This is a genomic window from Motilibacter aurantiacus, assembly GCF_011250645.1.
Taxonomy (GTDB): Bacteria; Actinomycetota; Actinomycetes; order Motilibacterales; family Motilibacteraceae; genus Motilibacter_A; species Motilibacter_A aurantiacus.
Map to the genome: position 1 here is coordinate 239,322 of NZ_JAANNO010000007.1, position 11,730 is coordinate 251,051.

Consider the following 11,730-nt stretch of genomic DNA (forward strand, 5'->3'; position numbering starts at 1 on the left):
GGGCGGCCGTCGACGGGCCGATGAGGGGTCAGGCCTGCCGGCGCTCCACGTCGATCGAGGTGATCGACACGTCCTGCAGCGGGCGGTCCAGCTGCCCGGTCGGGACCGAGACGATGCGGTCGACCACGGCGCGGCTGTCGGCGTCGGCCACCTCGCCGAAGATCGAGTGCTTGCGGTCCAGCCAGCCGGTGGGGGCGACGGTGATGAAGAACTGCGAGCCGTTCGTCCCCGGCCCGGCGTTGGCCATCGCGAGCAGGTACGGCCGGTCGAAGCGCAGCTCGGGGTGGAACTCGTCGGCGAAGCGGTAGCCGGGGCCGCCGGTCCCGGTGCCCAGCGGGTCGCCGCCCTGGATCATGAACCCGGGGATCACGCGGTGGAACAGCGTGTTGTCGTAGAGCGGGCCCTGCGCCGGCTTGCCGCTGCGCGGGTCGACCCACTCCTTGCTGCCGTCGGCCAGGCCGACGAAGTTCTGCACCGTCTTCGGAGCGTGGTCGGGGAACAGCCGGACGACGATGTCGCCCTCGGTGGTGTGCAGCGTCGCGTAGAGCTCTTCGGCCACATCCGCCTCGCGTCGTAGTAGGGGCCGGCCGCCGGTGGCGGTCGCCGGTGTCGTCGAGGGAACCTCGCCCGGATCGCGCCATCCTGGCATGGCCGGGCCGGGGCGCGGGCATCGCGTCCCCGTCCAGGGTCGCCCCACGTCCCCGTGACGCGCTGCCCGCGTGTCGCGGGGGCCCTGCGTGCATGCCCCGGGGGACCCGGGGAAGGGTGATCACCAAAGGTTCTCGACTCGCCGCCGGAGGTACGCGTGAAGCGCCCGTTCAAGAAGCAGCCACCCCGCAAGACCCGGGCCGCCGCGACCCTCCTGGACGCCAAGGGGAGCGCGGAGCAGGCGAGGGCCATGGCCCTGCTGGCCAAGGGCAGCGCGTTGCAGGCGAAGGGCACGGCGCTGCAGGGCGCCGGCGCTGCCCTGCACGGGGCCGCCGAGGCGTACAGCGCTGCCCGCGAGCGCACGACGCCCTACGTCGAGGTCGCCAAGGTCAAGGCGGCACCGCTCGTCGACGCCGCCCGCGAGCGCACCTACACCGTGGTCGAGACCACGCGCCCGCAGATCGCGGCGGCCCGCGACACCGTGGTGACGACCGCCCGCGAGAGCGTCCTGCCCGTCGTGCAGGAGAGCGCGCAGTCGATCGCGGACAAGGCCCGCGAGGACGTCGCGCCGAAGCTGCTCGCGGCGCTCGCGACCGCGGCCGCGGCCGCCGAGCCGGTCCGCGAGGAGGCCGCCACCCGCGGCACGGCGGTCATCGCCGCGCTCAAGGGCGAGGCGGTCGTGCCCGCCAGGGCTCCCCGGCGGCGCCGCCGCTTCCGGCTGCTCACCCTGCTCGCCCTCGCGGCGGCGGGCGGTGTCGTGTTCTGGCGAAAGCGCCGGGCCGAGGACCCGTGGAGCGTGCCCTCGACGACCACGTCGACCTACGTGCCGCCGAGCGCCCCGTCCAGCACCCCCTCCGCCGCGTCGAGCTCGGCGGCGGGCGGCGCGTCGCCCGGCGGCGCGCCGGCCGCCCGTGACCAGGCGGCGGCGGCCCCGGACGAGGCGCTCTCGGACAGCGCGGCCGGCGACCTGTCCCGCCCGGTCGGCACCGTCGCCACCACCGAGGTCGCCGCAAGCCCCTCCGCCGAGGAGGCCGCCACCCTCGGCGACGCCGTCACAGAGCCCGCCTTCGGCGCCCCGGCGGCGTTCCCGGCCACCAGCAGCGGCGACAGCGCGCAGGGCCCGGCGACGCCGCTCGCGGGCGGCGCCTCGGACGTCGCGTCGCCGATCGAGAGCGAGCCGCCGCTCGGCACCGACCCCTCCGCGTTCGGTGAGCCGGACAAGCCCATCGACAAGGACGGTCGCTGACCCAGCACGACGGGCGCGGGCCGCAGCAGGACTGCGGCCCGCGCCCTGCGCTCCCCACCGGGACCTCCGTGCGGGTGTGCGAGTCCCCGGCGAGCAATGAGAGAGTGGAGCGCGTGGGTCGGACGACGGATTCGGGCGTGCTTCGGCTTGCGCCGGATGCCTCCGCCGTCGGGACCGCCCGGCGGGTGGTGGCCGAGCGGCTGCGAGCTGCCGGGCTGGAGAGCGTGGTGGCCGACGCCCAGCTCGCGGTCTCCGAGCTCGTGGCGAACGCGGTCATCCACGCGCGCACCGACGTGACGGTCCGCGTCGAGCTGCTGGCCTCCGGGGCCCGCATCTTCGTCCACGACGAGTCCCCCACGCTGCCGACCCCCGCCGCCCTGGGCACGACGGCGATGTCGGGGCGCGGCCTCGTGCTGGTCGACGCGGTCAGCGCCCGGTGGGGCGTCGAGCCCGACCCTGCCGGCGGCAAGACCGTGTGGTTCGACGTGGACCCCGACCAGCCGGCTCCCGAGGCGCCCGCCCCGCTGCTGGCGATGTGGCTGGACCTCGAGGAGGACGAGCCGCAGCCGGCCGACGACGACGAGGCGACGGTGGTCCTGCCGGACGTCCCGGTCGAGGCGCTGCTCGCGGCCAAGATGCGCGTCGAGGACCTGATCCGTGACCTGCGGCTCGTGCTGCTGGACTCCTCCTCCGACGGCCGGCACGCCTCTCCGGAGGAGGTCGCCCTGGCGCAGCGGCTGGACGCGGCGGTGCAGGGCTTCGACCGCACCCGCGTGCAGATGCGGTCCCAGGCGCTGCAGGCCTCCGCACGGGGCGAGCAGACGACGACGCTTTACCTCCTGGTGAACCGCAATGCACGTGATGTCGCGGTCGGCTACCGGGAGGCGCTGGAGGAGGCCGACGCGCTCAGCCGGTCCGGCAAGCTCCTCGTGGGGGCCGACCTGTCCAGCCACGCGCAGCTGCGCCGCTGGTACCTCGACGAGATCGTCCGCCAGCTCGGCGAGGAGCACCCGTCGCGGCCGCCCACGGCTCCTCCGGGTGTCTCCGGCGACGCCGCGGGGCAGGCTGCCCTGCGTGACCAGCCCGACTCCTGACGTCCAGATCCTGCTCGTCGAGGACGACCCGGGCGACGTGCTCCTGACGCGCGAGGCGCTCGAAGGTGCCAGCACGCCGAGCACCGTCCACGTCGTCGGTGACGGCGTCGAGGCGATGGCCTTCCTGCGCAAGGAAGGGCAGTACGCCGCGGCGCCCACCCCGGACCTCGTCCTGCTCGACCTCAACATGCCGCGCATGGACGGGCGCGAGGTGCTCGCCGCGGTCAAGGCCGACGCGACGCTGCGGACCATCCCCGTGGTCGTGCTGACCACCTCGGGCGCTGAGGACGACGTCGTGCGCTCGTACTCGCTCTACGCGAACGCCTACGTCACCAAGCCGTTGGACTTCGACGACTTCGGCGAAGTCGTGCGCCACATCGACGACTTCTTCACCGGGGTGGCACGGGCGCCACGCGGCACCGGGCCCCAGCGACACGACGCCTGACCGGGCCCGGCCCCTCCCGCCGCGGGAACGGCGGGAAGGGCACGGGGAAGCCGGCGCTCAGAAGCCGCCGAACACCGGCGTGCTGGGGGTGTAGGCCCCGCTGAGCACGAAGCTCAGATACCGGCCGGCGTTGCGGAGATACTCGTCCGTGGACACCGCCGCCCGCTCCACCACGGGCTTGTACGGCAGCGCGGCGACCCCGACGTACGTGAGCGCGTTCAACGCCTGCAGGCGAACGCGCGCATTGGGGTGCGTGTCCACCGTCTCGGCGAGGAACCTTCCGCTGTGGAACGTGTGGCCCAGCCGGGCGAGCGCCTCTGCGAGCGGGATCCGCACGAACACCGACGGCTCGTCCGCGAAGGCCTCGGCGAGCGCCAAGGACGCGGGCTCGGCGCCGTCGCCCAGCATGAGCAGGCCGGTCGCCGCCCAGTAGCGCACGACGTCGTTGTCGTGCTCGAGCTCGACCAGGAGCCGGTCGAGGTTGGCCGGGTCGCGCCGGGCGGCGAGCTCGGCGACCTCCAGGACGTACTCCAGCGGGTACGCCCCCGGGACCCGGCTCTGGTCGTACCCCTCGGCCGGGTGCGACTCCGGGAGGAACCCGTTGTCGTTGACCTCGAGCATGTGCTCCTCGAGCGCCTGCCGGAAGCGGTTGCGCGTCGACCGGTACTTCGGCACGTCCGCCAGGTTGTGGACCTGGTCGGGGTCGTTGGCCAGGTCGTACAGCTCCTCCCACGGCTTCTCGTCGAAGAAGCGGTCCTGCGCGGGCGTCAGCGTCCCCTCCAGGTGCGCCTGCTCCCAGAGCTGGTAGGCCTTCTGCTGCCACATGTAGGCCATGTTGATGCCGTACGGCCGGTGCGGCATGTAGTTGCGGATGTAGACGAACTGCTCGTCGCGCGCCGTGCGCTGCAGGTCGTAGCGCTCGTCCATCCGACTGCGCTCGCCGAACGTGTAGTACTGCCGCTGCGGCCGCTTCCCCAGGATCGGCTGCCCCTGCATGTGCTCCGGGACCGGGACGCCGGCCAGCGACAGCACGGTGGGGGCGAGGTCGACGCCGTGCACCGGGGAGGTGACCCGCTGGCCGGGCTGCTTGGAGACCAGGTGCTGCCACTTGGGCGGCACCTTGACGATGAGCGGGACGTGCAGGCCGTTGTCGTTGGCGAAGCGCTTGCTCCACGGGAGCGCGCCGCCGTTGTCACCGACGTAGATGACGATTGTGTCGTCGGCCAGCCCGTCGGCCTCCAGCTCGGCCAGCCGCCGGCCGAGCTCGGCGTCGGCGACCTCCTGGCGGTTGTAGGAGTGCGCGATGCCGCGCCGGATCTCCAGCGTGTCCGGGAGGAACGCTGGCACCCGGACGTCCTGCGGCTTCACGTTGCCGTCGACGACCGTGAAGAGCGAGGACTCGTGGTTCGTCAGGGTCGTGAACGTCGCGAGGAACGGGGTGTCGGCCGTCGGCCGGTTGCGCCAGTGCGCCTGCGCGCCGTTGGCGTCCCACGTCGCGGTGACGTCGAGGTTCGCGTTGTAGTCGGTCTTGGAGTTGTTGGTCGTGTAGTAGCCGGCCCGGCGCAGGTACTCCGGGAAGCCGCGCACGGAGGACGGCATGTTGGCGACGGCGCGCATGTGGTGCGCCGGGCCGGCCGTCTCCGGGTAGAGCCCGGTGACGAACGCGAACCGCGAGGGGGCGCAGACCGGAGCCGCGGAGTAGGCGACCTCGAACCGGATGCCCTCCGCCGCGAGCCGGTCGATGGCGGGGGTCCGCGCGACCGGGTCGCCGTACGCCCCGTTGTAGGGGTTGTTGTCCTCGGTGAAGAACCAGAGGAAGTTCGGGCGCGCGGACGGCTCAGCGGCGGCCGCCGCGGACGCGACGCCGGGCAGCGCCGCCGCGAGCACGCCTCCGGCCCCCGCGGTGAGCAGGCTGCGGCGGGACATCTCCAGATCGGGCACGAGCACTCCATCGGGTTCGTGGGAGCGGGGCAGTCGCGCCGAACCTAGCTTGATGAACGTTCAGTAAGCGAGGTTCCGTGACCAATCCGTTGCCTGCCGAGGAGGCCGCGTCTCAGCGCCCGAGACGCGGGGATCTTCGGGGTTGCACCCCGGGCCCGCCGTACCGTGGGTCGCACCGGGGCGGCCGCAGGCGCCCGACGAGAGGAGGCGGCGTTGACGGCGACCGACCGTGGGGAGCGGGTGACCCGACGGGAGGAGATCGTGCGCGCGGCCACCGAGGTCTTCGCGGAGCGCGGCTACCGCGGGACGTCCCTCGCCGCCGTGGCCGAGCGGGCCGGCGGGATCACCGCGCAGGGCGTGCTCCATCACTTCGGCACCAAGGAGGCGCTGCTGCTGGAGGTCCTGCGCGCCCGGCAGGCCGAGTTCGCCCGCTCGCGTGAAGGCGTCGGTGACGACGGGATCGGCTTCGTCGAGCGCATGCGCCGGGTCGTGGCGATCATGCAGCGCCAGCCCGGCATCCCGCAGAGCATGATGGTGCTGTCCGCCGACAGCGTCACCGCGGGGCATCCTGCCCACTCGTTCTTCGTGGAGCGGTACGCCGGCCTGCGCGCGCACTTCGCGGCCGACCTCGGCTCCGAGCTCGGGGACCCGCTGCCCAGCGGGCTGTCGGCCGACGCCGCCGCCACGCTGGTGGTCGCCATGCTCGACGGTCTCCGGCTGCAGTGGCTGCTCGACCCCGGGCGGGTCGACATAGCCCAGCGGATGGAGGACTTCCTCATGGTGCTGTGCGGCAGCGCGTCCCCTGCCCATCAGCCGCCGGGCTGACGTTCCGCTGCACCGAAGCACACTTTGCTGAAGTAGCAGTCCTTCCTTCGAGTACGCCCGCTCGGGGTACTGCGCCGGTGGTCACCCAGCGCCGGCCGGCCGCCGTCGAGCCACGGGGGCTCGTCGTCCCGCTGACGGCGGCGACCTTCGGCACGTACCTGGCCCTGCTCCCGGCCGTCACGATCACGCTCGCCCTGCGGGTCGAGCAGCTGGACCCCGACGGTGCCGCCCGCAGCCTCTCCCTCGTCCTGGGGGTCGGGGCCACGGTCGCCCTCGTGTCGCAGAACGTCGCGGGCATGCTGAGCGACCGGACCCGGAGCCGCTTCGGCAAGCGGCGCCCGTGGCTCGTGGCGGGCGCGGCCCTGGGCGCGCTCTGCCTCTGGCAGCTGTCGGCCACCTCGAGCGTGACGGGGCTCGTGGCCGGGTGGGCCGGAGCGCAGCTGGCGTACAACCTGACGCTCGCCGGCCTCAACCCGCTGCTGGCCGAGCAGTTCCCGGTCGCCTCCCGCGGCAGGGCCGCGGGGCTGCTCGGCCTGGCCGCGCCGACGGCGATGCTCGCCGGGGCCTGCCTCGTCACGCTCGCCCTCCCTGACCTGCGCCTGGCGCTCGTCGTGCCCGCCGCCGTCTGCCTGGCCACCGTCGGATGGCTGGGATGGGTGCTGCCGGACCGGAGGCTCGGACCGGAGCCGCTGCCTCCGCTGCGCTGGCGGGACGCAGCCGCCGCGTTCTGGGCCAGCCCGCGCCGTCACCCCGACTTCGCCTGGGCGTGGCTGAGCCGGCTGCTCGTCTTCGTCGGCACCGCCGCGCTGCTCGGCTACCGGGTCTACTTCCTGCAGGACGAGCTCGGCGTCCCGGCCGAGCGCATCGGCGACGTCGTCTTCACCGCCCTGCTGCTGTCGACGGCGGCCACCGTCGCCTGCGCCCCGCTGTTCGGCGGGCTCTCGGACCGCCTCGGCGCCCGCCGGCACCTCGTCGCCGGCTCCGCCGCGCTGCTGGCGGCGACGCACCTGGCGTTCGCCCTCGTCGACGGCCTCACCGCGTACTACGTCATCAGCGTGGTCGCCGGGGTCGCGACCGGCTGCTACGTCGCCGTGGACCTCGCGCTCGTCGCGGACGTCCTGCCGGACACGGGCACCGCGGGCAAGGACATGGGCGTCTTCCACCTGGCCAACGTGCTGCCGCAGATGCTCGTCCCGGCCGTCGCACCCGCCGTGCTGGCCCTGGGGAACGGCGGGGAGGCGTACCGGGCGCTGTTCCTGCTCGCGTCGGCCGTGGGGCTGCTGGGGGCGCTGGCGATCCTGCCGGTGCGCGCGGTGCGGTGAGCCCTGCAGTGCGGCCCCGGCGCCGGCGGGCCTGCGTCCTACGCGTCGGCCGGGGTGCGGGTGGCGGCGACGGGGGTGCGGCCCGGTCGACCTCAGATGTATCCGCAGACTCGCGCCGTCGGCTCTCCTCGCTCCAGCGAGAGGCTCGCCTCGAGACAGCCGGAGGCAGAGCGCCGGGCCGCTCGCTCCGCGGTCGAGGGGACTGCCAGTCGGTCCTGCCACCGTCCGGAGTCATCCTCCGCGGCCGCGCATGGTTCAGACTCCTCATCGGCGGTGGCGCTCGGGCCTATGCTGCCCGCATGCCCTCGGTCCCTGCCAGCACCGCCGAGGCAGTGGCGCGGGCCAGCCAGGTCGCCCGTGACGTGGCCGCTCCGCTCGCCGCACACACCGATGCGGGGAACTGGCCCGAGGAGGCGCTGCGGTCGCTGCAGCGCGACGGGCTGGCCGGCTTGGTCGCTCCGCGCTCTGTGGGTGGCTCCGGGCTGGGACTGCGCGCTCTGGCGGAGGTGTGCGAAGCGCTCGGGCGAGCGTGCGCGTCCACCGCGATCTGCTTCGGCATGCACGCCGTCGGGACCGCCGTGGTCGCCGCCAAGGCCACGGAGAGGCAGGCGAAGGAGTTCCTCGTCCCGATTGCTGCCGGTGAGCACCTCACCACGCTCGCACTGTCGGAGCCTGGCACCGGGTCGCAGTTCTGGCTCCCTCAGACCCGGGCGGTCCGTACCGACGGTGGGGTCCAGATCGACGGCGAGAAGGCGTTCGTCACCAACGGGTCTCACGCTGATTCCTACGTGGTGTCGACTGTTGCTGCCGACCCGGGCGCTCCGCTCGGCGAGTTCTCGTGTGTGCTCGTGCCCGCCGACCTGCAGGGTGTGGAGTGGTCCGGCACCTGGGACGGCGTCGGCATGCGTGGCAATTCCTCCCGCCGGATGCTCATGCGGCAGGTCCGGGTAGGCCCGGACAACCTGCTCGGATCCTCCGGCGACCAGATTTGGTACGTCTTCGAGGTTGTCGCGCCCTTCTTCCTCATCGCGATGGCGGGCACGTACCTCGGGGTCGCGCAGGCCTCCCTGGATGTGGCGGTGACGCATCTGCAAGGGCGGCGCCACGACCACACGGGGCAGTCGCTCGGGGCACAACCCTTGCTGCAGCACCGCCTCGGAGAGCTGTGGGCGCAGGTGGAGCGGACCCGGCGGCTGGTGTACTGGGCGGCCAGCGAGGCAGATGCCGGGGGCGCGACCACGCTGCCGGCGCTCGCCGCTGCCAAGGCAGAGGTGGCGGACTGTGCGGTGAACGTGACGAACCAGGCCATGACACTGGTGGGAGGCATCGGGTACCGCGACCGGTCCCCGCTGGAGCGGCACCTGCGCGATGCGCGCGCGGCTCACGTCATGAGTCCCACGACAGACCTGCTGCGCAGCTGGACCGGGCGCGCCGTGCTGGGCCTGCCCCTCCTCGGCGAGTGACTCCCAGTGCCGGCTCCTACGCGCTGGTCGCCCTGTCCGCCGACCAGCTGGCGGCCCTTGGCGCACTGCCGGGCGCGCGGGCGCTGACAGCCGCCGAAGCCCTGGCAAGCGGCCCGTCCGAGCACGAGCGATTGACCTGTGTTGTCGTGGGCAGCGAGAACGCAGAACCGGTCCTGCTCGCCCAAGCGGCGCACCGGTTCGCCCCCGCAGCTGCGGTGGTGCTACTCACCACCGGCCAGAGCGAGGACCAGGTGCGTCGCGCGGTGACCTACGCGCCCGGTGTCCCACTGGACCTTCTTGTACTCGGTCCCGACGCGGAGCTCCTCGACGAGGTCACCCGCGCCGAAGGCACCGCTCGGCGACGCCGAGAGCATCAGGCCCTGCTCGAGGTCGTCGCCACCCGTGCAGCTCGATCCGCTACTCCTGCAAGTGCTCCTGGCGTCGCCCTCGGCGCCCTGCTCGAGCATGCCCCACTAGCGGTGATCATCTGCGACGCCGAAGGGAGGGTGCTGGGCGCGAACCGCAGGGCCGAGGGGCTGCTCGGGTCCTCCAGTCCGCAAGTCGAGTCCGTGCTCCCCGGAGCGATGCCCCTGGTGAAGGAGTGCCTGGAGCGGGTGCCGGGGGCCGTCCGCGACAACGGCGGCAGCACGCAGCGCCTCCCCGTCCTCGTCACCCGCGCCGGCGCTGAGGTCGAGGTCACTGCTCTGCCTAGCCGCCTCGATGACGGCCGCAGCGTCGTACTCCTGCTGGCGCTGGACATCACTGAACGTCGAGTTGCTGAGCGCCAGCGCGACCGCCTGGCCCGTCACGTCACCTTGCTCTCCCTGGTCTCGGAGTCGCTCACCGCCACCCTGGACGCGAGCGAAGCGCTGCACAAGCTCGCTGGCCTGCTCGTTCCCACCCTCTGTGACTGGATCTCCATCCAGCTCGCCGATGAGAGCGGACGAGTGCGGCAGGTCGTGCTCCACCACCGAGACCCCGGCCTCGCCGAAGTTGCCGCACGGGCACGGAAGGCGATCGTCGGCGCCGCCCGCGTCCCCAGCCGTATCGACATCAACAGCAACGAGGTCGTTGAGCTGCGGCACATCGACGCGAGCACTTTGCAGGACCTCGTCCCAGACCCGCAGCTCCAGCGCTGGTTCGCCGAGCTCGGGACTGCCAGCGCCATCACTGTCCCGCTTCCCGGGCGCGAGACGGTCCTCGGCTCGGCCATCCTGGTCAACGGCCCTGACAGACCGCCGCTCACGACGGAAGAAGCGACCGTAGCCGCGGAGGTCGGACGGCGCGCCGGAGCAGTGCTGGAGAACGCTCGGCTCTACGGCCAGCAGTACGACCTCGCGACCGAGCTGCAGCGCACCCTTCTCACCGCCCCACCTCAACCGGAGCACCTTCAGATCGCCGTCCGCTATGTCGCCGCCGCTCGAGCGGCTCAGGTCGGCGGGGACTGGTACGACGCCTTCGTGCAGCCGACAGGAGCGACGATTTTGGTCATCGGCGACGTCGTGGGGCACGACACCCGAGCCGCTGCCGGCATGAGCCAACTGCGAGGAGTGCTGCGCGGTATCGGCTACACCACGAACGCAGACCCTGCCGAAGTGCTCACCCGGGTGGACGAGGCCATCGAAGGGCTCGGGATCGGCACCACTGCCACCGCGGTCGTCGCCCGGCTGGAGCAGACTCCTGACCAGCACCGCCAGCTGCTGACCACCCTCACGTGGTCCAACGCCGGTCACCCACCTCCGGTCCTGCTCAGCCCGGACGGCGCTGCCAGCGTTCTGCAGCCCGCCGTCGCCGGCGACGGCGGTGTTGGCGACATGCTCCTCGGCGTGGACGCGACCAGCGAACGCAGCAGCTTGCGCACCCTCGTACCGCCCGGGGCCACCGTCCTGCTCTACACGGACGGGTTGATAGAGCGCCGCGGGCAGTCTCTCGAGGTGGGCATACAGGCCCTTCTCAGCGTCGTGGAGTCCTCCGCGGGACGTTCCCTCGACGAGGTCTGTGACAGAGTCATCAGCGAGATGCGGCCCGAGCGCCCGGACGACGATGTGGCTCTCGTCGCTGTCCGCGTCCGTCAACAACCCGCCTCCCGCCAGTGACCGTACGGCCCTGACCTCGACCGGACTCCGCTCCTGCGAGGCCGAGCGGAGGCGACGTCGAGCTCTGCTCCGACGCGCCACGGTCTCCCGACTCTGCCTCCGGCAACCGACCGATCTGGCCCGCAAGGACGCGGCAGGCGAGGAGCGACGGGAGGGACGACGTGCGGTTCGCGCGACGTCTCGTCGCGTGGGTAGGTAGGTGGAGCCACGGGGACTCGAACCCCGAACCCCCGCCTTGCAAAGGCGGTGCTCTGCCAGTTGAGCTATGGCCCCTCGAGCGCGGCGGGCCGCGCGGGTGGCCGGCCTCAGCCGACCGGGTCGGTGGCCTCCCGCCACAGGTCCTGCTCGGCGCGGTCGGCCTGCAGCTTGCGCGCGACGATCGCCCCACCCACGCCGAGGACGGCGGCGACCAGAAGCTTCTTCACGACCGACCCCCCGGGGGTAGTGCTGCGCGGAGCAGCTGACGTGGGCCTAACTGGATTTGAACCAGTGACCTCTTCCTTATCAGGGAAGCGCTCTAACCAACTGAGCTATAGGCCCGTGCACCCGACGGCGCCTGGCAATGATAGCCGAGCCACCGGGCGAGGTGACGCCCAGGGGGAGGCGGCCGGGGCCGCCCTGTGCGTCAGGCTGAGGTGAGACACCCCGGG

The 11,730-nt window shown here is 72.9% G+C and carries 10 protein-coding genes and 2 tRNA genes; 7 read left to right on the plus strand and 5 right to left on the minus strand.

Features of this window, described 5'->3' with window-relative positions:
• Positions 1 to 28: 28 nt before the first annotated feature.
• Positions 29 to 559 (minus strand): peptidylprolyl isomerase, encoded by a 531-nt coding sequence (locus G9H72_RS14370; protein ID WP_166172201.1) that lies wholly within the window; start codon positions 557 to 559, stop codon positions 29 to 31.
• A 246-nt stretch (positions 560 to 805) separates the two neighbouring features.
• Here G9H72_RS14370 and G9H72_RS14375 point away from each other — a divergent pair, with 246 nt between their 5' ends.
• The 3 genes from G9H72_RS14375 to G9H72_RS21755 all read left to right on the plus strand — a co-directional run bounded on the left by G9H72_RS14375 (position 806) and on the right by G9H72_RS21755 (position 3,433).
• A complete protein-coding gene (locus G9H72_RS14375; RefSeq protein ID WP_166172203.1) occupies positions 806 to 1,894 on the plus strand; it encodes a DUF5324 family protein in 1,089 nt (362 codons plus the stop codon).
• A gap of 137 nt (positions 1,895 to 2,031) precedes the next feature.
• A complete protein-coding gene (locus G9H72_RS21750) occupies positions 2,032 to 2,988 on the plus strand; it encodes an ATP-binding protein (RefSeq protein WP_331272315.1) in 957 nt (318 codons plus the stop codon).
• On the plus strand, positions 2,969 to 3,433 hold the full coding sequence (locus tag G9H72_RS21755) for a response regulator (RefSeq protein WP_331272316.1): 465 nt from the start codon (positions 2,969 to 2,971) through the stop codon (positions 3,431 to 3,433). Before G9H72_RS21750 ends, G9H72_RS21755 begins: the two co-directional genes overlap by 20 nt.
• A gap of 57 nt (positions 3,434 to 3,490) precedes the next feature.
• Here the strand turns inward: G9H72_RS21755 and G9H72_RS14385 are convergent, their stop codons facing one another.
• Positions 3,491 to 5,374 carry a sulfatase-like hydrolase/transferase gene (locus G9H72_RS14385; RefSeq protein ID WP_331272317.1) on the minus strand — a complete coding sequence of 628 codons (1,884 nt, stop codon included), beginning with the start codon at positions 5,372 to 5,374 and terminating at the stop codon, positions 3,491 to 3,493.
• A 213-nt stretch (positions 5,375 to 5,587) separates the two neighbouring features.
• Here G9H72_RS14385 and G9H72_RS14390 point away from each other — a divergent pair, with 213 nt between their 5' ends.
• The 4 genes from G9H72_RS14390 to G9H72_RS14405 all read left to right on the plus strand — a co-directional run bounded on the left by G9H72_RS14390 (position 5,588) and on the right by G9H72_RS14405 (position 11,080).
• Positions 5,588 to 6,199 carry a TetR/AcrR family transcriptional regulator gene (locus G9H72_RS14390; protein ID WP_166172207.1) on the plus strand — a complete coding sequence of 204 codons (612 nt, stop codon included), beginning with the start codon at positions 5,588 to 5,590 and terminating at the stop codon, positions 6,197 to 6,199.
• Positions 6,200 to 6,276: 77 nt separating this feature from the next.
• Positions 6,277 to 7,521: an MFS transporter gene (locus tag G9H72_RS14395; RefSeq protein ID WP_166172221.1), complete on the plus strand. Its 1,245-nt coding sequence runs from the start codon at positions 6,277 to 6,279 to the stop codon at positions 7,519 to 7,521.
• A 299-nt stretch (positions 7,522 to 7,820) separates the two neighbouring features.
• Positions 7,821 to 8,984, plus strand: a complete 1,164-nt coding sequence (locus G9H72_RS14400; protein WP_166172223.1) for an acyl-CoA dehydrogenase family protein — start codon at positions 7,821 to 7,823, stop codon at positions 8,982 to 8,984.
• Positions 8,981 to 11,080: a SpoIIE family protein phosphatase gene (locus G9H72_RS14405; RefSeq protein ID WP_166172225.1), complete on the plus strand. Its 2,100-nt coding sequence runs from the start codon at positions 8,981 to 8,983 to the stop codon at positions 11,078 to 11,080. The genes G9H72_RS14400 and G9H72_RS14405 overlap by 4 nt, the downstream gene beginning before the upstream one ends.
• 200 nt (positions 11,081 to 11,280) lie before the next feature.
• Here G9H72_RS14405 and G9H72_RS14410 read toward each other — a convergent pair.
• The 3 genes from G9H72_RS14410 to G9H72_RS14415 form a co-directional block, all read right to left on the minus strand.
• Positions 11,281 to 11,353 (minus strand) — tRNA-Ala (locus tag G9H72_RS14410).
• A 32-nt stretch (positions 11,354 to 11,385) separates the two neighbouring features.
• Entirely contained in the window at positions 11,386 to 11,505 is a 120-nt protein-coding gene (locus G9H72_RS21760) for a DLW-39 family protein (RefSeq protein ID WP_231126994.1), read from the minus strand.
• A 41-nt stretch (positions 11,506 to 11,546) separates the two neighbouring features.
• Positions 11,547 to 11,620 (minus strand) — tRNA-Ile (locus G9H72_RS14415).
• Positions 11,621 to 11,730 lie beyond the last annotated feature (110 nt).